The following is a 23,154-nucleotide window of genomic DNA, read 5'->3' as shown; positions in this document are numbered from 1 at the left end:
CGAAGGTCAGCCGACGGGCACCACGCGGGGGTCGTTCGAGATCACGCTCGTGACCCCGATCGCCACCAGCGCGGCGGCCCGCTCGCGGTCGTCGACCGTCCACACGTGCAGCTCGCCGTGGGCCAGGATCGCGCGGGCGAAGCCCGGCGTGACCAGCGAGTGGTGGGCCATCACCGCGTCGACCCGGCCCTCGCGCAGGGTCGGCACCAGCGTCCGCGGCAGCAGCCGGCGGGCGGCCAGCACCGCCGCCACCGCCAGCGGCCGGGTCGCGCGCGAGGCCAGGTAGTCGCGGCGGACGCGCGGCACCGACCAGCCGAGCCGCAGCCGCGGCTCCAGCCGCCGCAGCGCGTGGAGGGTCGGCGGCTCCATCGTCGAGACGAGCACCCGGTCGAGCAGCTCGCGCTCGCGCAGCGCGTCGACGATCAGCCGCTCGTCGCCCGGAACCTTGCTGTCGAGGTCGATCCCGAGATGGGCCAGGTCGGGCGCGCAGAGCCGGTCGAGCGCCTGCTCCAGGGTCGGCGCGTCGGGCCGGGCGGCCAGGTCGGTGCGGTCGTGGGCCAGCCGCAGGCCGCCGCGGCCGTCGGGCAGGGCGTCGAACTCGACCGCGTCGACCCCGAGCGCCGCCGCCCGCTCGAGGCTGGCGATCGTGTTGCCGGGCACGAGCGCGGCGCAGCCCTTGTGGCCGATCCGCAGCGTCCGCCCCTCCTGCCGCGCGGCGACGCCCGGCCAGGTCACCGCTGGCACCCCGGGCACCACCAGGTGGTGCGGTTGTCGTCGCCCATGCCACGGGCCATGATCGTGGTTCCGCAGCGCGGGCAGGGCCGTCCCGCCTGGCCGTAGATCCGCCGCGGGCGCAGGTGGGTGCCCTCGCGCGCGCAGCGGCGGATCCCGGGGACGATCGCGTCGAGGATCGCCCGCAGCTCCTCGTCGGAGACCGCCGCCAGCGGTCGCCAGGGGTCGATCCCGGCGGCGTGGCAGCCCTCGCTCTTCCAGACGTTGCCGATCCCCGCCACCGTCCGCTGGTCGAGCAGCGCGTCGCCGACGGCGCGGGTCGGATCGTCCTGCCGCAGCCGGAGCAGGATCCGGTCGACGTCGAGCGGCCCGTCGGCGCAGAGGTCGGGGCCGAGCGCCCGCAGCCGCGGATCGGCCGCGACCTGGGCCGCCGTCCGCAGCTCCAGGAACGGGCCGCCGAGCTGGATCCCGTCGCGGTCGCCGCGGCCGAGCACGATCCAGGCCCCGGGTCCGTAGCGGCCGCCGGCGTCGCGGACGGTCCAGCGGCCGCTCATCCGCAGGTGGCTGTGGAGGACGAGGTCGCCCTCGAACCGCAGCAGCAGGTGCTTGCCGCGAGCGTCGATCGCCGTCAGCGCCCGTCCCGCCAGCCGCCGCTCCCAGCCGCGCGGACGTGTACGGGGGCTCGGCGTCCGGACCCGGTCGAGCGGGCCGCCGAGCAGCGCGCCGCGCAGGCGGCGGGCCGCGTGGTGGATCGAGTCGCCCTCCGGCATCGTCGTCCTCCGCAGCCTGTCAGGTCGCGCGACGGTTGCTGGTGGCGACCGATCCCGCGGGAGGCTAGAGTCGGCGCCGTTCTGCGTCGTTCGCCAGTGATCGGAAGGCCCGTGCCCCGGACCCCCACGACCGTCCTCGCCCTCGCCGGCTTCGGACTGCTCGTCCTCCCGACCGCCGCCTCGGCGGCCTCGTACGGGGGTGGAGGGATCACGTTCGCGAAGGACGCCAAGGCGAAGTCGATCGTGCAGGGGGCCGCGGTCGCGGTCCACACCAGCGGCACCAAGGCCTCGATCAGCATCGGCGCGATCTCGCCCCGCTGCCGCGACATCCAGTTCCAGGCCCGCCCGGCGACCCTCCGCGACGGCGGCGCGGTCTCGTTCCGCGGCAACCTCCGCGGCCAGGGCTTCCGGCTCCAGGGCTCGGTCTCGCTGGAGCCGACCGGCGCCGGCAAGCTGGCCGGCTCGCTGCGGATCACCGGCACGCTGAAGGTCGGCAAGGCGAAGGCCAACTGCCGGATGACCCAGCACCTGGAGCTGCGCGACCCGGGCGCCGTGCTGGCGGCGCTGCCGCAGGACGTGCTGCCGACCGAGCCGAAGTCGGTCCCGGCGGTCTACGGCACCACCGACCAGAAGCTGGCGCGGTCGCTGACCGGCGCGGTCGTGGTCGCCCGCCGTCCCGACGGCCGGGTCCAGGCCCTGACCAGCGGCCGCCTGCGCTGCAACTCGCGCACCGGCCCCGAGGCGATGGGCTTCGTCTACCCGTTCACGCTCCGCAGCAGCGGCGGCTTCTCCGGCCGCCAGCGGCAGTCGGCGAAGGTCACGGGCGGGCGCTTCGTCTACGACATCCGCGTCGCCGGCGCCTACGACCGCGAGACGCCCAGCGCCACCGGCGAGGCGTCGCTCTCGGTCAGCCAGCCGGGCGTCCGCTGCGGGTCGGGCACGCAGTCCTGGATCGCGACGACCTGATCCCCGTCGTCGGGGAGGTGCCGCGGGCGATCTTGCCGCGGCGCTGAAATCGGCGGCCGCTCGGCGGCAGGAGCAGGGCAGGAGGCGGGCGACCGCGCGCCTCCGCTCGATCCCCCACCGACAGGAGACCAGCTCATGTCGCAGCTCCGTGCGCGTTCCGCGCACGTCGTCGCCGCCGTGGCGTTGACCGGGGCGCTCGCCGCCCTGGCCGTCCCGGCCCACGCGGCGTCGCCGCCCACGCCGCGGGTGGCCGGCGAGCGGCCCGCCGGCCCGCCGCCGACCGACCACTGGATCGTCCAGCTCGACGCGCCGCCGCTGGCCCGCCACGCGGCGACCGCGGCGCCGCCGGGCGGCCACGTCCGGATCCGCTCGGCCGCGGCCGACGCCCAGCGGACGACGATCGACGCCCAGCAGTCGCGCGCGCTCGCCGCGGCCGCGCCCGGCGTCCGTCCGGCCGCCGAGTACCGGGTGGCGTTCAGCGGCTTCGCGGCCCGCCTCAGCGACGACCAGGCGACCGCGCTGCGGCGCGCCCCCGGCGTCCGCCGCGTGACCCGCGAGCGCTACCTCCGGCCGAGCGCCCTGCCCGCCGGGTCGGGCTTCGGCGGCGCCGACCTGGTCGGCTCGGAGCCGGACTTCCTGGGTCTGCCCGGCCGGCTGTGGACGCGGCTCGGCGGCCCGTCGCGGGCCGGTGCGGGCACGGTCGTCGGCGTGATCGACACCGGCGTCACGCCCGAGTCGGCTTCGTTCGCCGGCGACGGCATCAAGGCCCCGCCGCCGTCGTGGCGCGGCGGCTGCGAATCCGGTGAGGCGTTCCCGGCGTCGCTCTGCAACAACAAGCTGGTCGGCGCGCGCTCGTTCATCCACGGCGACTACCCGAAGTACCTGCCGGAGGAGGCCTACGAGTCGCCCCGCGACGACATCGCCCACGGCACCCACGTCGCGGCGATCGCGGTCGGCAACCACGGGGTCGATCCGGTGATCGCCGGCAACGACCTGGGCGTCGGGCGGATCAGCGGGATCGCCCCGGCGGCCCATCTGGCCGCCTACAAGGCCTGTTGGCCGATCTTCGGCGACATCGCCTGCTCCGACGTCGACCTGCTGGCCGCCGTCGACCGCGCGGTCGCCGACGGGGTCGACGTGATCAACCTCTCGCTCGGCGGCGACGTCGACCCGGAGCACCCGATCGACCCGCTCTCGGTCGCGCTGCTCGGCGCCGACGAGGCCGGCGTCGTGGTGGTGGCCGCGGCCGGCAACGGCGACAGCCAGGGGATCGGCCGCGACGGGCGGGTCGAGAGCCCGGCCTCGAACCCGTGGGCGATCGGCGTCGGCGCCAGCACCGGCGGGCGCACCTTCACGACCACGATCGAGGTCCGCGGGCGCGACGGCCGCCGGGCCTCGGCCGCGGCCAGCGGCGTCGCCGGCGCGGCCCGCAACCTGCCGATCGTCGACGCCCGCGACCTGGAGCGACCGGGCGATTCCCCGTACTTCCGGGCCCGCCACTGCGTCCAGGGCATCGAGCGCGAGGACGTCGCCGGCCGGATCGTGATCTGCGAGACCAGCCGGATCCACGGAGCGCAGCAGATCGACCAGGCGCTCGCCGCCCGCGGCGCCGCCGGAATCGTCTTCGCGATGCCGCAGAGCGACGCCGAGAACCGGACCACCACCACCCGGGTGCCGTCGCTGCACGTGCGGGAGCGGGACCTGGACGCGCTGCGCCGGACCGTCCACGGGGGCGGCGCCAGCGCCTCGTTCGCCGCCGCCCGTGCCAGCGCCTGGACGACCGATCGCAGCGCGGCGCTGTCGTCGTGGGGCCCCAGCCCCGGGACCGACGACCTGCTGCGGCCCGACGTCACCGCGCCCGGGGTCGGGGTGCTGTCGGCCTACGCCCCGGACACCTACGCCGCCCAGGTCGGGCTGGAGCCGCACGAGCGGTTCGCGGCCCGCTCCGGGACCTCGATGGCGACGCCGGCGGTGGCGGGCGCCGCCGCGCTGCTGCGGCAGGCCCGGCCGACCTGGTCGCCGGCCGCGATCCGCTCGGCGCTGGTCACCACCGCGGCGCCGGTGACGGCCAGCGACGGTGACGGGCCCGCGCCGCACGTCGCGGCCGGCGGCGGGCGGATCGACCCGACCGCGGCCGTCGACGCCGGGCTGGTGCTGGCGCCGACCGCCGAGGAGTACCGGCGGGTCGGCGAGGCGCTCGATCCCGATGCGATCGAGGGCGAGCCGCCGCCGCTGGCCCCGCGCGACCTGAACCTGCCGTCGGTCAGCCTCGGTGGGCTGGTCGCGCCGGTGACCGTCGCGCGGACGGTGACCAGCGTCGCCGACCGCGAGACGACCTGGACCGCGACCGTCGCGGACGGCCGGCCGGGCGCGCCGGCGGTGCGGGTGTCGCCGGGCCGCTTCACGGTCGCCCCGGGCGCGCGGCAGCGGCTGACGATCGCCGCCGAGGCGCCGCTCGGGTCGCGGGCGTTCGGCGACCGCACGATCGTGCTGCGCGACGCCGACGGCGGGCGCCAGCTGCGGATCCCGGTCGCGGGCCGCAATCCCGGGATCGTCGACCCGCCGGAGCAGCTGCGGATCGAGGACGCGGCGGGCAGCGGCGAGCGGCCGCTGACGGCGCGGATCTCGGGCACGGTCGCCGGCGTCGCCCACGGCCTGACGGCGCCGGAGGTCGACGCCGACCAGGTCACCTACTCGGTGCCGGACGCCGGCGTCGAGGAGCACCAGAGCACGCTGACGGTGCCCCCGGGCACGGCCTTCGTACGGGTCCGCACCACCCTGCGCGGACCCCGCCCGAGCGCGGCCTGGCACACGATCGTGCGCGACGTCGACGGCGACGGGGTGGCCAGCGCGTCCGACGTGACCGTCGCCGGCGTCTACCTGGACGACGACGCGGAGCTGCGCTGGCCGGCGCCGGGCCGCTACGTGGTGATCGCCCAGACGACGATCCCGGAGGACGGCTCGCACGTCCGCTTCGACCGCCGGACGTGGATCGTCCACGACCCGCGGCCGAACGATCCCCAGCCCGAGCCGGGGCTGACGGTGGCCGGCGACCCCGCGCACTCCGACGGCCCGGCCGAGCGGACCTTCCCGCTGCGCTGGAACGGCGTCGGCGGCGACGAGCCGCTGCTGGGGATGGTCGCCTGGCACGCCGGCAGCGACCGCGATCCGTCGCGGCGGCTGGGCGAGACGCTGGTCGAAGTCGAGCCGCGGAAGTAGCGCCCGGCCGCTCGCCCGGGTCGGTCCGGCTCAGCCGCCGGCCCGGGCGACCGCCTCGGCGACCGCCGCCGCCGGATCGGCCGCGGTCGCGTCGCCGGGCGGCAGCGGCGGCCGGCGGACGATCACCACCGGGATCCCCCGCTCGCGCGCGGCGTCGAGCTTCGCGCGGGTGGCGTCGCCGCCGCTGTCCTTGGTCACCACGACGTCGATCCGGTGGCGCTCCAGCAGCGCCCGCTCGTCGGCGAGCGCGAACGGACCGCGCGCCAGCAGCAGCTCGTGCCGCGGCGGCAGCGGCCTGTCCGGCGGCTCGATGCTGCGGATCAGGAACCAGGCGTCGGCGACCGCGGCGAAGGCGGCGGCCTCCTGGCGCCCGATCGCCAGCAGCGCCCGACGCCCGAGCGAGGGAGTGAGCGCCGCGGCCGCCGCCAGCTCGTCGACCCAGTGCCAGTCGTCGCCCGGCCCGGCCGTCCAGCCCGGCCGCCGCAGCGCCACCAGCGGCACGGCGGCGGCGCGACAGGCCTCGGCCGCCGCGTGCGAGATCCGGGCCGCGAACGGGTGGGTGGCGTCGATCACCGCCGCGACCCGCCGCTCGCCGAGCCACGCCGCCAGCTCGTCGGGGCCGCCGAAGCCGCCGTGACGGACATCGCCGGCGACCGCCGACGGGTCGCGCAGCCGGCCGGCCAGCGAGCTGATCACGGCGACGTCGTCGCGGGCGTCGAGCAGCGCCGCGGCCGCGCGGCCCTCGGCGGTGCCGCCGAGCACCAGCACCAGCGGCCGCGGGTCGCTCATCGGTCGCTCGGGTGGTCGAGCAGCTCACGGGCGGCCACGAGCGCAAGATAGCTCGGCCCGCCGCGGTCGCCGGGGTGGGAGGGCACCGGTTCGGTGGTCAGCGCGCCAGGTACTTCGTCGGCGCGGGGCGGAAGCCGGCCGGCTCCAGCAGCCGCTCGAGCGGGTGGCCGATCACCTCGAGCCCGTCGATCCGCTCCAGCTGGACGCCCTTGCGCGGGGGGCCGATCCGGCCGGCGGCCGCGGCCTCGGCGACCGCGGCCAGCGCACCGGGCAGCCGCTCGTCGCCGTAGCCCACCAGCACCTGCAGGCCCTTCGCCGAGCGGTCGACGAACAGCACCGGATCGGGCCCGACCAGCACCACCTTCGCGCCGTGGGCGCGCTGCGGCCGCGGCCGCTGGGCGTCGGCCGGACGATCGTCGTGGTCGTCGTCGGGCCAGCTCAGCAGCGTGCCGTAGGGCTGGGCCGGATCGGCGGCGTCGAGCACCAGCACCGGCAGCGGCTCGCCGGAGGGGGCCAGCGCGGGACCGGGCGGCTCGATCTGCTGCGCCCGCAGCCGCTCGACCGCCCCCGGCAGCGCGAACTGGGCCCCGCCGAGGCCCTCGACGAAGTACCCGCGGCGGCAGACCCCGAGCGTCTCCAGCGCCCCGAAGCTGTCGTAGAGGGTCGAGAAGCCGCCGCTGATGCCCTCGGCCCGGACGTGCTCGCGGGTGACGATCCCGTGCCGCTCCAGCAGCAGCTCGGCCAGCGTCCGCCGCCGCTCGCCGGGGTCGACCGGCCCCGCCCCGGGCGGCGCGAAGAGCGGCGCGGTCAGCGCGAAGCGGCCCTGGGTCGCCTGGCGGGCGTCGGCGCCCGGACGGGGGCCGAAGCGGCGACGGGTGGCGGTCGGCCGGCGCGCGGCCGGGGCCGCGGGGCGGACCTTCATCCCCGCCCGCCCGGCCCGCAGCGGGGCGAACACGTCGCAGGTCACCTCGCCGGCCCAGATCAGGTCCCAGAGGGCGTCGCGCAGCCCCTCGGGGGTGACCTCGACGCCCCACCCACCCGCCGTCAGCAGCTCGTGGAAGAAGGCCGGGCGAAGGTCGAGCTGGGCCCGCAGCGCGTCGTGCAGGGGCCCGCTCGGACCGCTCTCGACGGGCGCCCGCGCCGAGCGCCCCGCCGACGGACCGCCGGCCGGACCGGACGCCCGCGGCAGCTCGCGGCCCATCGGCGGCCCGATCGCCGCCGCGTCCTCGCGGAAGTAGAGCGCCACCCGTCCGCGCGACGGCTGGCTGCCGGACCCGACCGCGCCGGCGCCGACCCAGACCACCTCGCCCGAAGCGCAGAGCCCGTCGAGCCAGGCCGGCGAGTAGGCCCCCAGCCGCCGCGGCAGCACGTCGCGCTCCCACAGCTCGACCGGCAGCGCCAGGCCCTGGAGCGGGACCAGGATCTCGCGCAGGCGGTCGACCCCGGCGCCGCTCGGCCGGTGGCGGTCGATCCCCTGCCAGCCGGTCGCGAACGGCACCAGCGCGCGTGGATCGGCGGGCTCGATCTCCTGCCGCAGCGCCGCCAGCGACATCCGCCGCAGCCGCCGCAGCACCTCCGGATCGCACCACTCGGTCTCGGTCCCGCCGGGCCGGATCTCGCCCCGGACCAGCTCGTCCTCGCGCAGCAGCTCGCGCAGCGGCGCCCGCAGGTCGAGGCCGTAGCGGTCGCGCAGCTCGTGGTCGGTGAACGGCCCGTGGGTGGCGGCGTAGCGAACGACCAGCCGCCGCTGGGGGTCGGCGACGTCGGCCAGGAACGCCTCGGGCAGGCCGCCGGGCGGGACGGCGCCGAGCGCGTCGCGGTAGAGCCCGGCGTCGTCGGCGGCGATCCACCGCTCCTCGGCGCCGATCCGCATCCGCACCGCCCGCCGCTGGTGGCCGAGCGCCAGCAGCCAGTCCTCGGCCAGCGCGCGGCGGGCGTCGTCGGCCGGGGCGCCCGTCTCGGGCACCACCGCGTCGGGCGCGGCGACCCGCGCGGCGACCTCCTCCAGCGTCAGGTCGCCGACCCGCCGCAGCACCTCGGCCAGGGCGTCGGGCGCGCGGGCGACGGTCCGCGCCGAGCGGTGCTGGAGGTCGGCCTCCAGCTGGGCCAGCGCGCCCTCGTCGAGCAGCTCGCGCAGCTCGTCCTGGCCCAGCAGCTCGCGCAGCAGGTCGCGGTCGAGCGAGAGCGCCGCGGCCCGCCGCTCGGCGTTCGGCGCGTCGCCCTCGTACATGTACGTGGCGACGTAGTCGAACAGCAGCGAGCTGGCCATCGGCGACGCGGTCGCGGTCTCGACCTCGACCAGCGAGACCTCGCGCCGCTGGACCTGCTGCAGCAGCTCGACCAGGCCGGGCACGTCGAGCACGTCGCGCAGGCACTCGCGGTAGGTCTCCAGGATCACCGGGAAGTCGGGGAACTTCTCGGCCACCTCGAGCAGCGACTGAGCCTTCAGCCGCTGCTGCCAGAGCGGCGTCCGCCGGCCCGGGCGGGCGCGCGGGATCAGCAGCGCGCGGCCGGCGTTCTCGCGGAAGCGGGCGCCGAAGAGCGCGCTCGACCCCAGCTCGGAGACGATCAGGTCCTCGACCTCGTCGGGGTCGAGCAGCAGCAGCTCGGCGGCCGGCGGCTCGTCGCTGTCGGGCAGGTGGACGATGATCCCGTCGTCCGACCAGATCGCGTCGGCCTCGATCCCCAGCTCGTCGCGGATCCGGCGCGACGCGGCCAGCCCCCAGGCGGCGTGGACGCGGCCGCCGAAGGGCGACAGCAGGCACAGCCGCCAGTCGCCGATCTCGTCCTTGAACCGCTCGACGACCAGCGCCGTGTCGGAGGGGATCACGCGGGTCGCGTCCTGCTGCTCGCGCAGGAAGTCGAGCAGGTTGCGGGCGGCGCGCTCGTCGAGGTCGTAGTCGGCGACCAGCGTCGCCTCGGACTGGTCGACGGCCCAGCGGCTGAAGGCGCCGATCGCCTGGCCGAGCGACTTCGGCCGCCCGCGCTGGTCGCCGCGCCAGAAGGGGACGGCGCCGGGCACCCCGGGGGCCGGGGTGACGACGACCCGGTCGCGCTGGATCTCCTCGATCCGCCAGGTCGAGGCGCCGAGCAGGAAGGTCTGGCCGGCCCGGGCCTCGTAGACCATCTCCTCGTCGAGCTCGCCGACCCGGCGGCCGTCGGGCAGCGTCACCCGGTAGAGGCCGCGGTCGGGGATCGTGCCGGCGTTGGCGATCGCCAGCCGGCCGGCGCCGCGGCGGGGCCGGATCGTGCCGCCGATCCGGTCCCAGACGATCCGCGGCCGCAGCTCGGCGAAGTCCTGCGAGGGGTAGCGGCCGTCGAGCATGTCGAGGACCCGCTCGAACAGCTCGCGCGGCAGCTCGGCGTAGGAGTGGGTGCGGGTGACGAGCGCGAAGACCTCGTCGACGGCGATCCCGTCGCCGAGGCCCGGATCCTCGACTGCGGCCGGCTCGTCGCCGTCGGCGTCCGCGTCGGCCAGCGCCAGCTGCCCGCGAGCGGCCGGGTCGACCGTCCGCGGGGCGCCGGCCCGCGAGCGGCCGCCGCCGTCGTCGGTCGAGGCGGTGATCGCCACGATCTGCTGGGCCAGCACGTCGAGCGGGTTGCGGGGGACGGAGATCGGCTCGATCCGGCCCTCGCGCATCCGCCGAGCGACGACGGCGCACTCCAGCAGGTCGGCCCGGAACTTCGGGAAGATCCGGCCCTTCGCGACCTCGCCGACGCCGTGGCCGGCGCGGCCGATCCGCTGCATCCCGGCCGCGACCGACTTCGGCGACTCGATCTGGAGCACCAGGTCGACGGCGCCCATGTCGATCCCCAGCTCCAGCGAGCTGGTGGCGACCAGGCAAGGCAGCTGGCCGGCCTTCAGCAGCTCCTCGACCAGCTCGCGCTCCTCGCGCGAGAGCGAACCGTGGTGGGCGCGGGCGATCTCGACCGCGTGCGGGCCGGTGGGGTGGCGGGCGGAAGGCTGTCCCGCCGTTCCGACCACCGCGGTGTGGCTGCCGGCCGGGGCGGCGTCGTGCAGCGGGGCGACCGGGCGCGGATGGATCCGGGCGTGACGCTCGGGGCTGGGGAGGGTCGCGTCGAGGTCGGGGGCCAGCCGCCGCAGCTCGCCCGCGGGACGGGTGCCGTCCTGCTCCGGCTCCCAGCGGGCGTCGGGATCGCGGTTCGGATCGCCGTCGCCGGCGAGGGCGGCGGCCTCGGCGTCGAGCGCCCGCCGCTCGGCCAGCTCGTTCAGCCGCAGCGCCAGCCGCTCGGCGGCGCGGCGGCTGTTGACGAAGACGATCGTCGAGCGGTGCTGCTCGACCAGGTCGAGGATCTCCGGGTACATCGCCGGCCAGATCGAGTTGCGGGTCGCCTCGTTGCCGGCCGGCAGCACGGCGAGCGGGTCGTCGATCGCCACCCCGGCCTGGGCGTCCTCGTAGGCGGCCGAGCCCGGCGCCGCCGCGTCGCGGTCGTCGGCGGCCGAGGGGCGGGCCGCACCGACCCCGTCGAGCTCGGTCAGCGACTCGACCGGGACCTGGATGCGGAGGTCCATCCGCTTGCGCTCGCCGGTGTCGACGATCCGGCAGCGGCGCTGGGGGCCGACGAGGAAGCGGCCGACCTCCTCGAGCGGGTTCTGGGTGGCGGAGAGGCCGATCCGCTGGACGTCGTCGCCGGCCCAGGCCCCGGGCAGGCCGGGCTCGCGGAGGGCGGCCAGCCGCTCCAGGGTCAGGGCCAGGTGGGTGCCGCGCTTGGTACCGGCGACGGCGTGGATCTCGTCCACGATCACCGTCTCGACCCCGGTCAGGATCTCGCGCGCGCCCGAGGTCAGCATCAGGAACAGCGACTCGGGGGTGGTGATCAGGACGTCGGGCGGATGGCGCCGCATCGCCGCCCGCTCGCGCTGCGGGGTGTCGCCGGTGCGCAGGCCGACGCGGATGTCGGGCGCGTCCGCGCCGGCCGCGGTGGCGATCCCCTTCAGCGGCGCGCGGAGGTTGCGCTCGACGTCGTGGCTGAGCGCCTTCAGCGGCGAGACGTAGAGCAGCCGCACCCGCCGCTGCCCGTCGGCGAGCGGCGCCGCGGCCAGCCGGTCGAGGCCCCAGAGGAAGGCGGCCAGCGTCTTGCCCGACCCGGTCGGGGCCGAGATCAGCACGTGCTCGCCGGCCGAGATCAGCGGCCAGGCCTGCTCCTGGACGGCGGTCGGGGCGTCGAACGCACGCACGAACCAGTCGCGCACGCGGGGGGTGAAGGCGTCGAGGGCCACGGACGTCCGAGACTACGCCGCCCGCCGGTCCACGCCCGCCGGACCACGGGACGGACGTCCGTCCACCGTTCGCAGCCCGCGCTGTGTGCGGTGGTGGACGGCGTCGATACGGTGGCCGGAGGCGCCGGGCCGAGGGCCCCGCGCCGATCCGCCGTCCAGCACCAGAGGGGAACCCCGAATGTCTCGTCATCCGTCGCGGCCAGCGCTGTGGGGCGCGGCCGCCGTCGCCGTCGCCGGACTCGGAGGAGCGGCCGCGCTGCCCGCCGTCGCGTCGGCCGAGATATACGGTGGGGGCTACGCGCAGGTCGCGAAGAACAAGCGCAACAACGACATCGGCAACAACTCGCTGATGACGGTCAACGTCAACGGCACCGGCGTGCGGATCAACGTGTACGCCATCACGCGTCGCTGCACCACGCTCGGGACGCGCGAGCTGCGGACGACGATCGCCGATCCGGCCAGCTTCCCGGCGCTCAATGCGGTGCGGACGGTACGCGGGAAGAGTGGCAAGCTGCGGACCCGCGTCCGGCTCACCGTCCAGCTGCTGCGCACCGGACCGGATCAGCTGGACGGCACCCTGACCATGGTCGGCACGTTGCGCAACGGCAAGCGCCGAACGCGCTGCCGCGGGACGCTCCCGCTCACCCTGCGCCGGAACGGCTCCGGCCCCCAACCGGGAACGGCCGGCAACCGTTCGCGCTTCGGCATCACCAGCGAGCGGATCGGCGGCTTCCGCGCGCCGATCGCCATCGTGACCCGCCCCGACGGTCGACTCGGCGCGGTCTGGGCGACGCGCATCCGCTGCCAGTCGGGGCGCAAGGCGTGGAACGCCGACACCAGCAACCTGGCGCCGCCGTTCACGGTCCGGCCCGACGGCAGCTTCCGCGGCAACGAGCGGCTCCGCGAGCAGGGCGGCCGCGGCCGCAATCGCTACCGCTACCGGTTCAACGGCACGATCCGCGGGCGGATCGGCAGCGACGGCCTCGCCCGCGGAACGGTGCGGATCAGCTCGCGGGTCGAGCGGCGCGGCTACTACCCGCTCGTCTGCAAGAGCGTCACCGCCCGCTTCGTCGCCGCCCCCTGACGCGCCGCCCTCAGGCCGCGACCGGCTGCTTGGTCGCGTCGACCAGCTGGCGGACGACCTGGGCCACCTGGTCGACGACCTCGGCGTCGTCGGCCGGGTGCAGCTCGGCGAAGCGGCCGAGCGAGTTGGGGACCGAGACCTTGGCGTCCTCGATCACGGCACCGCCGGCGATCCCGAGCGCCTTGCGGGTCTCGTCGTGGGCCCAGACGCCGCCGTACTGGCCAAGCGCGGTGCCGACGACGGCGACCGGCTTGTCCTGGATCGCGCCGGCGGCGTAGGGGCGCGAGAGCCAGTCGATCGCGTTCTTGAGCCCGCCGGGGGTCGAGCCGTTGTACTCGGGCGTGGCGATCAGGACGGCGTCGGCGCCGGCGACCAGCTCGCGGAGGGCCGCGGCGGCCGCCGGCACGCCCTCGCCGTCGACGTCCTCGCTGTAGAGCGGCAGGTCGGCGAGGCCGGTGTAGAGCTCGATCTCGACGCCCTCGGGGGCGTTGCGCGCCGCCGTCTCCAGCAGCTGGGTGTTGTGCGAGCCGGCACGGAGGCTGCCGGAGATGCCGATGATGCGGGTCATGGGGGCTCCCTGAGTGGGTCGGGACGAGGAGGGAAGGAAACGGACCGCGGTCCGCTCCAGAAGTTGTAGCAGAAAGCGGACCGTGGTCCACTTCGTCGATCTCGGCTACACTCGGTGGGTGGCCGCCACGCCCACCGCTCCCCTCACCTCGCTGCCGACGCTGGCCCTGCCGATGGCCGACGCGCCGGAGCACGAGCGCGCCGACGCCGCGCGCAACCGCCGCCGGCTGCTCGAAGCCGCCGCGCGGCTGGTCGACGAGCTGGGCGTGGCCAACGTGACGATGGAGGCGGTCGCGGCCGCCGCCGAGGTCGGCAAGGGCACCGTCTTCCGCCGCTTCGGCGACCGCACGGGCCTGATGCACGCGCTGATCAACCACACCGAGACCGACCTCCAGGAGGCGTTCCTCTTCGGGCCTGCCCCGCTCGGTCCCGGCGGCGACCCGGTCGAGCGGCTGATCGCCTTCGGCCACGCGCGGCTGGAGATGGCCGAGCGGCACGGCGAGATCCTGCGCGCGGCCGAGTCCTGTGCCGAGAAGCGCTTCAGCCACCCGACCCGCGGCGTCCACGCGACCCACGTCTCCGCGCTGCTCCGCGACGCCGGCGCCGACGGCGACCTGCAGCTGCTGACCGACGCCCTCCTCGGCACCCTCGACGCCAGCCTGGTCTGGCACCAGCGGCACGTGCTGGGGATGCCGCGCGAGCGGCTCGCCGCCGGCTGGACCGACCTGGTCCGGCGGGTCGTCTCGGCCTGATCACGCCGGGGGAGCGCGACCCCCCGGCCGGTGGTCGCGAGCGGGCGGCACCGCGAGTAGGGTCGACACCCATGCGCCGCCCCGACGCCCCTGGTCGCCGCGTCCCGTCCGGCCGGTCCGTCCCGCTCGCCCTGCTCGTCACGCTCGCCGCCGGGCTGCCGCTGGCGGCCTGCGGCGGCGACGACCGCGACCCGGCGGCGGCCCGGACCAGCTCGGCGATGCCGCCCGCCGTGACCCCGTCGGGCGAGCCGCCGACCGCCCACGACGACAGCGAGCCGCCGGTCGAGCAGGAGCCGACCAGCGTCCGGACCGCGGCCACCAGCGAGGCGCCGGCCGCGACCCCGTCGCCGCGGGCCCCGCTGCAGCGGGCCGCCGACGCTGCCGTCCGCGCCGGCGGTTCCGGGACCGGTGCCGCCGTCGGCACGATCGGTCCCGGCGTCGTCGTCCGCGCCGGCCGCGCGGCGACCCACGCCTGGAGCAGCGCCAAGGTGCCGGTGCTGGCCGCGGTGCTGCGCGCCCGCCGCGCCGGCCAGCTCTCCGGCGGCCGCACGCCGACCGCCGACGAGCGGCGGCTGGCCACCCGTGCCCTGACCGTCTCCGACAACGCCGCCGCGCTCGCGCTCTTCGCCGAGCTGGAGCGGCGGTTCGGCGGCGTCGACGGCGCCTCGGCTCAGGTCGAGGAGGCGCTGCGCGCCGGCAGCGGCCGCGCGATCGCCGTCAACCGCCGCCGCCGCGGCTCGTTCACCACCTTCGGCCAGACCACCCTGCGGCTGACCGACGGCGTCCGCTTCTACGGCGGCCTGGCCGGCAGCTGCGTGCTCTCGACCGAGGACACGCGCTTCGTGCTGGGGCTGATGCGGCAGGTCTCCGGCGACCAGCGGTGGGGCCTCGGCACTCCCGCCTGGGGCGCCACGATCGGCTTCAAGGGCGGCTGGGGACCGGAGGCCGGCGGCCGCTACGTCGCCGTCCAGTACGGGGTCCTGCGGCGCGGGTCGCGGGGGGTCGCGGTGGCGGTCGCCGCCGACGCCCGCGGCGGGCTCGAGGCGGTGACGCCGAAGCTGACCGCGATGGCGCGGGCGATGCAGCGGGCGCTGCCGCCGTCGCGCTGGCCGCTGCTGCCGAAGACCTGCCCCGACGCCTGATCAGGCCGCGGCGCGGGCCAGCACCGCGTCGAGCATCGCCGGGGTCAGCCGCCCGGTGAAGGTGTTCTGCTGGCTGGGGTGGAAGGTGCCGAGCAGCCGGTAGGGGCCGATCGTCACCTCCGCCCCGTGGCCGAACCGCGGCCGCGGACGGGGGACGTCGATCCCGCGCGCGGCCAGCAGCCGCAGCGCCCCGTCCCAGGCGAACTGCCCCAGGCAGACCAGCGTGCGGACGTTCGGCAGCAGGTCGAGCTCGGCCACCGTCCACGGCCGGCAGGCGTCGCGCTCGGCCGGCGTCGGCTTGTTGGCCGGCGGCGCGCAGCGGACCATCGCGGTGATCCAGCAGTCGCGCAGCGCCAGTCCGTCGTCGCGCGAGACGGCGGTCGGCTGGTTGGCGAAGCCGGTCCGGTGCAGCGACGCGAACAGGAAGTCGCCCGAGCGGTCGCCGGTGAAGATCCGGCCGGTGCGGTTGGCGCCGTGGGCGGCCGGGGCCAGGCCGAGCAGCAGCACGCAGGCCGCCGGGTCGCCGAAGCCGGGGATCGGCCGTCCCCAGTAGACCTCGTCGCGGAAGGCGGCGCGCTTGGTCCGGGCGACCTCCTCGCGCCAGGCCACCAGTCGCGGGCAGGCCCGGCAGGCGACGACGCGCCGCTCGAGCTCGCTGAGGGTCGTGGCCACCTCCGGAAGGTACCCGCGGCGAGGCCCTCCGGTACCGTTCGCTGCCGTGACCGACCGCCGCTCCCGTCTGGCCCTGCTGCTCGCCGCAGGCTCGCTCGCCCTCGGCGCCGTCGGCTGCGCGCCGACGAACACCTCGAAGAGCAAGGACTTCTCGGGGGTCAAGGCGCAGGTCGCCAACACCGTCGAGGCGCTCGACGACGCCTACGACGACGAGCAGAAGGACAACAACGGCGCGCGGACCGTCTGCCGCCAGCTGCTGTCCAAGCGGCTCGTCGCCCAGCTCGACGCCCGCGGCGGCTGCGAGAAGGTCACCCGCAAGGCGCTCGACGACGCCGACCCGATCGACATGAGCGTCCAGGACGTCACGATCGAGGGCGACCAGGCGAAGGCGACGGTCGAGCTGAAGGTCTCCGGCGACGACAAGCGGACCGACACGATCACGCTGGTCCGCGAGGGCGGCAACAGCTGGAAGCTCGACAGCACCGTCCACGGCCGCGTCGAGGGCGGCGACGCCAAGAAGCAGTAGCCGGGGCGGTTCGCCCCGGCCGGCTCCGGCCTAGAAGTCCGGGTCGCGGTCGTAGACGCGCCGGTAGTAGGCGCGGTACTCGGCGGTCTGGACCAGCGGCCGCCACCACCACTCGTGGTCGCGGTACCAGTGGACGGTCGACTCCAAGCCGCCCTCGTCGAAGTCGACCCGCGGCGCCCAGCCGGCCAGCTGCTGGAGCTTCGTGGAGTCGAGCGCGTAGCGGCGGTCGTGGCCGAGCCGGTCCTCGACGTGCTTGACCTGGGCCGGCGACGCCTCGGTCAGGCCGACGATCCGCTCGACGACGTCCAGGTTGACCTTCTCCTTCGCCCCGCCGACGTTGTAGGCCTGGCCGGCGGCGCCGTGCTCCAGCACCGCGTGGATCCCCGAGGCGAAGTCGTCGACGTGGAGCCAGGTGCGGACCTGCTGGCCGTCGCCGTAGACCGGCAGCGGCCCGCCGTGGATCGCGTTCAGGACCATGATCGGGATCAGCTTCTCGGGGAACTGCCGCGGTCCGTAGCAGTTCGACCCGCGGGCGATCACGACGTCCTGGCCGTAGGTGTGGTGCGCGGCCAGCACCATCAGGTCGGCGCCGGCCTTCGAGGCGCTGTAGGGCGACGACGGCTCGAGCGGGTGCTGCTCGGTGAAGGCGCCGTCGTCGATCGAGCCGTAGACCTCGTCGGTCGAGACCTGGACGAAGCGGACGCCGCGCCGGCGGGCCTCCTCCAGCAGCGTGAAGGTGCCGACGGCGTTGGTGGTGACGAACGCCTGGGCGTCGAGGATCGAGCGGTCGACGTGGGTCTCGGCGGCGAAGTTGACGATCGCGTCGACGTCGGCGGCGGCCTGCTCGACCGCGTTCGGGTCCTCGATCCGGCCGATCACCAGGTCGACGCCGAGGCCGTCGAGGTTCTCCTCGCGACCGGCGTAGGTGAGGGCGTCGAGCACCCGCACGTCGTCGCCGGCCGCGACCCGCTGGTGCACGAACGCCGAGCCGATGAAGCCGGCACCACCGCAAACGAGGATCCGCATCGCCGCTGAGGGTATCGTCGTGCCCTTGACAGCGGCGGCGCCGGCCGTCTTGCTTGCGTGGTCCGTCAGCCACCAGGAGGGTCCCCATGAGCACCACCACCCCGATCGTCAACGGCGTCGACTTCGTCGCCATCCCGACCCAGGACTTCGAGCGCGCGCACCAGTTCTACACCGAGGTCCTGGGCCTGCCGTGCTCGGCCCGCTGGGGCCAGATGCCCGCCGGCGAGTTCGAGACCGGCAGCCTGACCATCGCCGTGATGGAGTCGGCCGCGTTCGGGATCGAGTTCCGCCCCCACGGCCACCCGATCGCGCTCCACGTCGACGACTTCGAGGCCGCCAAGGCGGAGCTGGAGGCGCGCGGGGTGACCTTCAAGACCGACGTGATCGACAGCGGCGTCTGCTTCCAGGCCTACTTCGAGGACCCGGACGGCAACTCGGTGGGCATCCACCACCGCTACGCGCCCCGCGACTAGTCCGCACCGCCTAGCGCTCCACGTGACGTTCCGGTCGGTCAGCGACCGGAACGTGACATCGGGCGCCGTTCGCGGTTGAATCCGCGGCCGGATGAAGGTCCAGGATCCCGACGGAACGACGTGGCGGGTGCGCCGCCGATGGCTGCCGTGGCGGCGGCGGGTGCGCGACGTGCCGGACATGCCGGTCGACGTCGGCGGGCTCGGCGACGACCCGATCAGCGCGATCATCGGCATCTTCCTGCTGATCCTGGCGATCCCGGCCCTGATCGTGCTGACGATCCTGCTCGCCGAGCTGCTGCTGCTGGTCGTGCTGCTGCCGCTGTTCCTGCTGCTGCGGGCGTTCGCGCCGGTGCCGTGGACGATCGAGGTCCGCCGTCGCTGGACGCTGGTGCGCGAGGAGCAGGTGCGCGGCTGGGGCGCCTCGCGGGCCCGGATCCAGGACCTGGCCGGCGAGCTGCGGATGCGCGCGCGCCGGAGGCCCCGAAGGCCGAGCCCGCGGCCGCCGACCAGCCGGCCTGAGCGCCGCTCAGGCCGCGGCGCCGGTCTCCAGCAGGTGCGCGCGGACGCCCTCGCGCCAGTCGGGCAGCGGCGGCACGTCGTCGCGGGTGGTGGCGAGGACGCTCCAGGCCGGTCGCTTCGCCGGCCGCGGGAAGGCGTCGGTGGTGACGGGCACGGCGCGGGTGCCGCCGCCGATCGCGGCGAAGACCTCGGCCGCGAGCCCGCACCAGCTGACCTGGCCGCCGCCGGCGGTGTGGGCGACGCCGGTCGCGTCGGTGGCGGCCAGCCGCACCAGCGCCGGCGCCAGGTGCCCGGTCCAGGTCGGCGAGCCGATCTGGTCGTCGACCACCTGGACCTCGTCGCGGTCGCGGGCCAGGCCGACCATCGTGTCGACGAAGTTGCGTCCGCCGCTGCCGAAGACCCAGGCGGTGCGGCAGATCAGGTGGTTCGGGTTGTGCTCGGCCACCTGCTGCTCGCCGGCCAGCTTGGTGCGGCCGTAGGCCCCCTGGGGCGCGGTCGGGGCGTCCTCGGGGTAGGGCGCGGTGGCGTCGCCGGCGAAGACGTAGTCGGTCGAGACGTGGACCAGCCGCGCCCCCAGCGCCGCCGTCGCCTTGGCCAGGTTGCCGGCCCCCTCGCCGTTGACCCGCAGCGCCTCGGCCTCGCGCTCCTCGGCCCCGTCGACGTCGGTGAAGGCGGCGCAGTTGATCACCACCGCCGGCGACAGCGCCTCGAGCGTCCGCACGGTCAGGTCGAGGTTGGTGATGTCGATCTCCGCCCGCGGCGCGGCGGTCACGTCCCAGCCGTGGACGCGGGCGACGTCGACCACCCGCTGCCCGAGCATCCCGCCCGCCCCGACCACGACCAGCCGCCGCCGCTGGGGCGAGGCGGCCGGCGCGTCGGAGTCCTCGCGCTCGAACTGCCCGCGGTTGGGGCGGATGATCGTGTTCGGTCCCAGGCGGGCGATCTCGCCCTGGCGCACGAAGCCCATCGCCCCGACCGCCTAGAGGATCTCGATCTCGGAGTTGTCGCCGACCATGAAGCGGAAGGCGCGCGGGGTCCGCTCGCCGCGCCGGACGACCACGTCGCGGCCGAGCAGCGAGGACTCGATCCGGCCCTCGAGCCCGATCAGCTGGGCCCGTTCGAGCAGGATCGAGTGCTCGACCTCGGACCGCTCGACGACGGCGCCGGCCGCGATCGAGCTGTAGGGGCCGATGTAGGAGTCGGTGATCACCGCGTCGGCACCGATCACGACCGGGCCGCGGACGACGGCGCGCTCGAGCCGGGCGCCGGCCTCGACCACCACCCGGCCGTCGATCTGGCTGTCGACCACCTCGCCGTCGACGCGACGCTCGATCACGTCGAGGATCAGGCGGTTGGCCTCGAGCATGTCGGCCAGCTTGCCGGTGTCCTTCCACCAGCCGTGGACGACGTGCGGCTCGACCCGGTCGCCCTGGTCGACGATCCACTGGATCGCGTCGGTGATCTCCAGCTCGCCGCGGGCCGAGGGCTGGATCGCCTTCGCCGCCTCGAGGATCCGCTTGGTGAACAGGTAGACCCCGACCAGCGCCAGGTCGCTCTTCGGCTCGGCCGGCTTCTCGACCAGCCGGGTCACCCGGCCGTCGTGCAGCTCGGCGACGCCGTACTGGCGCGGATCGTCGACCGGCTGGAGCAGGATCATCGCGTCCGGGCGGTTGTCCTGGAACTGCTGGACCAGCCCGGTCAGGCCGCCCTGGAGCAGGTTGTCGCCCAAGTACATGACGAACGGCGAGTCGCCGAGGAACGGCTCGGCGGTCAGGACCGCGTGGGCCAGCCCATCCGGCGACGCCTGCTCGATGAAGGTCAGGCGGGCGCCGAAGCGGGAGCCGTCGCCGCAGGCCTCGCGGATCTCGCCGCCGGTCTCCGGGTTGAGGATGATCCCGATGTCGGTCACCCCCGCCTCGACCATCGAGCGGATGCCGTAGAACAGCACCGGCTGGTTGGCGACCGGGACCAGCTGCTTCGCCGAGGTGTGCGTGATCGGGCGCAGGCGGGTGCCCCGACCGCCCGAGAGGATCAGGCCCTTGAGCTGCGACATCGCGGGGCAGGCTATCGGTGGCCGGGCCGCCGCGACGCACCGGTGCGTCGCGGCGGGGCCTGCGGCGGGGACGGGACGACCGGCACTCAACCGGGCCGGGGGCGGCACGACAATCGGGAGCGACCCCGAGATCAGCGACCCGACCCCGAACCCGCGACCCGCACGGATCGCCGACCTCGCCCCGGAACGGAGACGGGCGGGCCCGTCGGCCCGCCCCGTCCTGCGGTGCGCGGCGGACCCGGGTCGCCGAGAGCCGAGGCTCTGGATTCGGACCGGGAGGGCCGCGTCGTCGGTTCGGCCCCCTCCGTCTTCGACGGCGCGCCGTGGCGTTCTGTTGTGTCCGCAGCCTGCCGCCGCTCGCGACCGCGACCCACGGCGTCGATCACGGCGGGAATGCGTCGTCGATCACGTTCGCGCGCGGTAGCGTGCCCGCCATGAGCCGCCGCGACCAGATCACGATGAGCGAGGACGAGGTCCAGGCCTTCCTCGCCGAGGAGCGGACCGTCGTCTGCGCCACCCAGGGGCCGCGCGGCTGGCCGCACCTGATGCCGCTCTGGTACGTCGTCCGCGACGGGCGCCTGTGGGCCTGGACCTTCGCCAAGTCGCAGAAGACCAAGAACCTGGAGCGCGATCCGCGGGCGACGCTCCAGGTCGAGGCCGGCGAGCAGTACCAGGAGCTGCGCGGGGTGATGCTGGAGACGGAGGTCGTCCTCCACCACGACGTCGACACGGTGACCGCCCTCGGCGCCGAGATCTTCGGCCGCTACACGCCCGGGGTCGGCGACGGCGACCTGCCCGACGAGCTGCTGGCGATGGTCCGCAAGCAGGCCGTCAAGCGGGTCGGGCTGGAGTTCGTCGAGCAGCGGCGGTCGACCTGGGACCACCGCAAGCTCGCCGCCGGCGTCTACTGATCGGCCTCCGCGTCCCGCGCGGCGAAGGCGGCGATCGCGTCGGCCACCGCCCGCGGCTGCTCGAGCGGCGAGAAGACCCCGCTGTCGTGGATCAGCCGCAGCCGCGCGTCGGGCAGGATCGCCCGCAGCCGCTCGGCGTACGCCAGCGGGAACCAGCGCTGCTCGGGCGCCCACAGCAGCAGCACCGGGCGATCGAAGGCGGTCAGCCGCTCGGCCGCCGCGGTCAGCCGCCGCGACGAGATCCCGCGCACGAACGCCGCCACGTCGTCGCGGATCGCCCGGTCGCCCTGGACCGGCGCCAGCCACGAGCGGCCGAGCGCGTCGTCGATCTCGCGGTGGGTCAGCGCCCCGAGCGCGATCGGCAGCCGCCGGACCGCCCGCAGCCGCGACGAGAGCGCCACCAGCCCGAGCCCGCCGGGGATCCGGGCCAGCGGCTGGTAGAGGCTGAAGCCGGGCGGCAGGAAGCGGTCGAACATGTCGCAGGGAGTCAGCACGACCCGCGCGATCGGCCCGCCCTGGTCCATCCACAGCTGGGTCACGGCGCCGCCCGAGTCGTTGGCGACGACGGTCACGTCCTCGAGCCCGAGCGTCTCGACCAGCGCGGTCAGCAGCCGCGCCAGGCCCTCGGGCGTGCGGTCGGCGTCGGACCGCAGCGGCGTCCGGTGGGCGCCGAGCGGCAGGTCGGGCAGGACGCAGTGGAAGCGGTCGGCCAGCTGCGCCGCGACGGCGTTCCACAGCCGCCCGTCGACGAGCAGCCCGTGGACGAAGAGCAGCGTCGGCCCGCTGCCGACCTCGCGCACGCGGATCGCCCCCTGCGGCAGCTCGACCTGGCGCTCGCGAACCGCATGGCCGGCGGCCTCCAGGTCGGCGGCCCGCAGCGGCGGCGCGCCCGACCGGCGCAGGCGGCGGCGGATCGCCCACCCCCGCTCGCTGGTGGGGGCCGGGCCGGGGCGGCCGGTCGTCGGGTCCGTGGCGTCGAGCATGATGCGGTCACCGTCCATGGTTTACGTACAGGCGGTACGTAAAATACGTACAGGCAGTATGAATGTCCAGTGAGAACCGTCACGCCCAGCGCTCGGCCGAGACCCGGCGCAAGCTCGTCGCCGCCGGCCGCGCGCTCTTCGCCGAGCACGGCTACGCCGAGGTCGGCACCGAGGCGATCGTCCGCGCGGCCGGCGTCACCCGCGGCGCGCTCTACCACCAGTTCGAGGACAAGGCCGAGCTGCTGGCCGCCGTGGTCGAGGAGCTGGAGACCGAGGTCAGCCGCCAGATCGCCGAGGGCGCGATCGCCCGCGCGCACGACCCGATCAGCGGCCTGCTGGCCGGCGCCGAGGCGTTCCTGCGGGTGGTCACGACGCCCGAGGTCCGCCAGATCCTGCTCGTCGACGCGCTCCCGGTGCTCGGCTGGGCCCGCTGGCGGGCGATCGGCCTGCGCCACGGGCTGGGCCTGGTCGAGGCGGTCCTCCAGGGAGCGATCGACGCCGGCCTGCTGCGACCGGCGCCGGTCCGCCCGCTCGCCCACCTGCTGCTGGGCGCGCTCGACGAGGCGGCGCTCTACGTCGCCGACGCCGACGACCCCGACGGCGCGCGCGAGCAGATGCTGGCCGTCCTCGGCCAGCTGGTGGAGGGCCTGCGGGCCTGACCCCGGGGAGCGGGCCGCGGGGCCCGAGCGTGACCGATGACGCACCCCCGGCGCGAACGTGACGAGCGA

General features: G+C 75.9%; 19 protein-coding genes. 9 read left to right on the top strand and 10 right to left on the bottom strand.

Features of this window, described 5'->3' with window-relative positions; genetic code table 11:
• Nucleotides 1–6 precede the first annotated feature (6 nt).
• Both SH587_RS01755 and SH587_RS01750 read right to left on the bottom strand, forming a co-directional pair.
• Entirely contained in the window at nucleotides 7–735 is a 729-nt protein-coding gene (locus tag SH587_RS01755) for a glycerophosphodiester phosphodiesterase (RefSeq protein ID WP_320668826.1), read from the bottom strand.
• A complete protein-coding gene (locus SH587_RS01750) occupies nucleotides 732–1,502 on the bottom strand; it encodes a DNA-formamidopyrimidine glycosylase family protein (protein WP_320668825.1) in 771 nt (256 codons plus the stop codon). Before SH587_RS01750 ends, SH587_RS01755 begins: the two co-directional genes overlap by 4 nt.
• A gap of 111 nt (nucleotides 1,503–1,613) precedes the next feature.
• On the opposite strand from SH587_RS01750, the gene SH587_RS01745 reads away from it, so the two are divergent.
• Both SH587_RS01745 and SH587_RS01740 read left to right on the top strand, forming a co-directional pair.
• The gene (locus tag SH587_RS01745) at nucleotides 1,614–2,468 is read left to right on the top strand and encodes a hypothetical protein (RefSeq protein ID WP_320668824.1); all 855 of its coding nucleotides are present in this window, start codon (nucleotides 1,614–1,616) and stop codon (nucleotides 2,466–2,468) included.
• A gap of 135 nt (nucleotides 2,469–2,603) precedes the next feature.
• The gene (locus SH587_RS01740; protein ID WP_320668823.1) at nucleotides 2,604–5,687 is read left to right on the top strand and encodes a S8 family serine peptidase; all 3,084 of its coding nucleotides are present in this window, start codon (nucleotides 2,604–2,606) and stop codon (nucleotides 5,685–5,687) included.
• A gap of 30 nt (nucleotides 5,688–5,717) precedes the next feature.
• Here SH587_RS01740 and SH587_RS01735 read toward each other — a convergent pair whose 3' ends face one another.
• Both SH587_RS01735 and SH587_RS01730 read right to left on the bottom strand, forming a co-directional pair.
• Nucleotides 5,718–6,476, bottom strand: a complete 759-nt coding sequence (locus SH587_RS01735; protein ID WP_320668822.1) for a cobalt-precorrin-6A reductase — start codon at nucleotides 6,474–6,476, stop codon at nucleotides 5,718–5,720.
• Nucleotides 6,477–6,573: 97 nt separating this feature from the next.
• Nucleotides 6,574–11,718, bottom strand: a complete 5,145-nt coding sequence (locus SH587_RS01730; protein ID WP_320668821.1) for a DEAD/DEAH box helicase — start codon at nucleotides 11,716–11,718, stop codon at nucleotides 6,574–6,576.
• A 178-nt stretch (nucleotides 11,719–11,896) separates the two neighbouring features.
• Between SH587_RS01730 and SH587_RS01725 the strand changes: the two genes are divergently transcribed.
• Nucleotides 11,897–12,802 (top strand): hypothetical protein, encoded by a 906-nt coding sequence (locus SH587_RS01725; RefSeq protein WP_320668820.1) that lies wholly within the window; start codon nucleotides 11,897–11,899, stop codon nucleotides 12,800–12,802.
• 10 nt (nucleotides 12,803–12,812) lie between these two features.
• Here SH587_RS01725 and SH587_RS01720 read toward each other — a convergent pair whose 3' ends face one another.
• Nucleotides 12,813–13,370, bottom strand: coding sequence for an NADPH-dependent FMN reductase (locus tag SH587_RS01720; protein ID WP_320668819.1), 558 nt, complete (start codon nucleotides 13,368–13,370; stop codon nucleotides 12,813–12,815).
• 172 nt (nucleotides 13,371–13,542) lie between these two features.
• Here SH587_RS01720 and SH587_RS01715 point away from each other — a divergent pair, with 172 nt between their 5' ends.
• The gene (locus SH587_RS01715; protein WP_375341718.1) at nucleotides 13,543–14,121 is read left to right on the top strand and encodes a TetR/AcrR family transcriptional regulator; all 579 of its coding nucleotides are present in this window, start codon (nucleotides 13,543–13,545) and stop codon (nucleotides 14,119–14,121) included.
• A gap of 71 nt (nucleotides 14,122–14,192) precedes the next feature.
• Complete coding sequence (locus SH587_RS01710) at nucleotides 14,193–15,263, top strand: serine hydrolase (RefSeq protein ID WP_320668817.1); 1,071 nt, start codon at nucleotides 14,193–14,195, stop codon at nucleotides 15,261–15,263.
• On the opposite strand, the gene SH587_RS01705 is transcribed toward SH587_RS01710, so the two are convergent.
• Complete coding sequence (locus SH587_RS01705) at nucleotides 15,264–15,935, bottom strand: uracil-DNA glycosylase (RefSeq protein WP_320668816.1); 672 nt, start codon at nucleotides 15,933–15,935, stop codon at nucleotides 15,264–15,266.
• Nucleotides 15,936–15,981: 46 nt separating this feature from the next.
• On the opposite strand from SH587_RS01705, the gene SH587_RS01700 reads away from it, so the two are divergent.
• On the top strand, nucleotides 15,982–16,461 hold the full coding sequence (locus tag SH587_RS01700) for a hypothetical protein (protein WP_320668815.1): 480 nt from the start codon (nucleotides 15,982–15,984) through the stop codon (nucleotides 16,459–16,461).
• A 30-nt stretch (nucleotides 16,462–16,491) separates the two neighbouring features.
• On the opposite strand, the gene rfbB is transcribed toward SH587_RS01700, so the two are convergent.
• Complete coding sequence (gene rfbB, locus SH587_RS01695; RefSeq protein ID WP_320668814.1) at nucleotides 16,492–17,487, bottom strand: dTDP-glucose 4,6-dehydratase; 996 nt, start codon at nucleotides 17,485–17,487, stop codon at nucleotides 16,492–16,494.
• Between the two features lie 86 nt (nucleotides 17,488–17,573).
• On the opposite strand from rfbB, the gene SH587_RS01690 reads away from it, so the two are divergent.
• A complete protein-coding gene (locus SH587_RS01690) occupies nucleotides 17,574–17,960 on the top strand; it encodes a VOC family protein (RefSeq protein WP_320668813.1) in 387 nt (128 codons plus the stop codon).
• A gap of 526 nt (nucleotides 17,961–18,486) precedes the next feature.
• Here the strand turns inward: SH587_RS01690 and rfbD are convergent.
• Both rfbD and SH587_RS01680 read right to left on the bottom strand, forming a co-directional pair.
• Nucleotides 18,487–19,446, bottom strand: a complete 960-nt coding sequence (gene rfbD / locus SH587_RS01685; protein WP_320668812.1) for a dTDP-4-dehydrorhamnose reductase — start codon at nucleotides 19,444–19,446, stop codon at nucleotides 18,487–18,489.
• A gap of 12 nt (nucleotides 19,447–19,458) precedes the next feature.
• Nucleotides 19,459–20,532, bottom strand: coding sequence for a glucose-1-phosphate thymidylyltransferase (locus SH587_RS01680; protein ID WP_320668811.1), 1,074 nt, complete (start codon nucleotides 20,530–20,532; stop codon nucleotides 19,459–19,461).
• A gap of 434 nt (nucleotides 20,533–20,966) precedes the next feature.
• Here SH587_RS01680 and SH587_RS01675 point away from each other — a divergent pair, with 434 nt between their 5' ends.
• Nucleotides 20,967–21,443, top strand: coding sequence for a pyridoxamine 5'-phosphate oxidase family protein (locus tag SH587_RS01675; RefSeq protein WP_320668810.1), 477 nt, complete (start codon nucleotides 20,967–20,969; stop codon nucleotides 21,441–21,443).
• Here the strand turns inward: SH587_RS01675 and SH587_RS01670 are convergent.
• Nucleotides 21,437–22,426 (bottom strand): alpha/beta fold hydrolase, encoded by a 990-nt coding sequence (locus SH587_RS01670; protein ID WP_320668809.1) that lies wholly within the window; start codon nucleotides 22,424–22,426, stop codon nucleotides 21,437–21,439. The genes SH587_RS01675 and SH587_RS01670 overlap by 7 nt on opposite strands.
• Nucleotides 22,427–22,488: 62 nt before the next feature.
• Between SH587_RS01670 and SH587_RS01665 the strand changes: the two genes are divergently transcribed.
• Entirely contained in the window at nucleotides 22,489–23,085 is a 597-nt protein-coding gene (locus SH587_RS01665; protein ID WP_320668808.1) for a TetR/AcrR family transcriptional regulator, read from the top strand.
• Nucleotides 23,086–23,154: the final 69 nt, after the last annotated feature.

This window comes from Patulibacter defluvii, from assembly GCF_034096925.1.
GTDB lineage: Bacteria > Actinomycetota > Thermoleophilia > Solirubrobacterales > Solirubrobacteraceae > Patulibacter > Patulibacter defluvii.
This window is presented reverse-complemented; position numbering and strand designations above follow the sequence as displayed.

What these genes read in the sequence shown, in the direction of transcription:
- SH587_RS01715 (WP_375341718.1), top strand. Translation starts at nt 13,543, where the DNA reads ATGGCCGACGCGCCGGAGCACGAGCGCGCCGACGCCGCGCGCAACCGC.
- SH587_RS01725 (WP_320668820.1), top strand. Translation starts at nt 11,897, where the DNA reads ATGTCTCGTCATCCGTCGCGGCCAGCGCTGTGGGGCGCGGCCGCCGTC.
- SH587_RS01720 (WP_320668819.1), bottom strand. Translation starts at nt 13,370, where the DNA reads ATGACCCGCATCATCGGCATCTCCGGCAGCCTCCGTGCCGGCTCGCAC.
- rfbB (WP_320668814.1), bottom strand. Translation starts at nt 17,487, where the DNA reads ATGCGGATCCTCGTTTGCGGTGGTGCCGGCTTCATCGGCTCGGCGTTC.
- SH587_RS01675 (WP_320668810.1), top strand. Translation starts at nt 20,967, where the DNA reads ATGAGCCGCCGCGACCAGATCACGATGAGCGAGGACGAGGTCCAGGCC.
- SH587_RS01670 (WP_320668809.1), bottom strand. Translation starts at nt 22,426, where the DNA reads ATGCTCGACGCCACGGACCCGACGACCGGCCGCCCCGGCCCGGCCCCC.
- rfbD (WP_320668812.1), bottom strand. Translation starts at nt 19,446, where the DNA reads ATGGGCTTCGTGCGCCAGGGCGAGATCGCCCGCCTGGGACCGAACACG.
- SH587_RS01665 (WP_320668808.1), top strand. Translation starts at nt 22,489, where the DNA reads ATGTCCAGTGAGAACCGTCACGCCCAGCGCTCGGCCGAGACCCGGCGC.
- SH587_RS01710 (WP_320668817.1), top strand. Translation starts at nt 14,193, where the DNA reads ATGCGCCGCCCCGACGCCCCTGGTCGCCGCGTCCCGTCCGGCCGGTCC.
- SH587_RS01740 (WP_320668823.1), top strand. Translation starts at nt 2,604, where the DNA reads ATGTCGCAGCTCCGTGCGCGTTCCGCGCACGTCGTCGCCGCCGTGGCG.
- SH587_RS01690 (WP_320668813.1), top strand. Translation starts at nt 17,574, where the DNA reads ATGAGCACCACCACCCCGATCGTCAACGGCGTCGACTTCGTCGCCATC.
- SH587_RS01680 (WP_320668811.1), bottom strand. Translation starts at nt 20,532, where the DNA reads ATGTCGCAGCTCAAGGGCCTGATCCTCTCGGGCGGTCGGGGCACCCGC.
- SH587_RS01750 (WP_320668825.1), bottom strand. Translation starts at nt 1,502, where the DNA reads ATGCCGGAGGGCGACTCGATCCACCACGCGGCCCGCCGCCTGCGCGGC.
- SH587_RS01735 (WP_320668822.1), bottom strand. Translation starts at nt 6,476, where the DNA reads ATGAGCGACCCGCGGCCGCTGGTGCTGGTGCTCGGCGGCACCGCCGAG.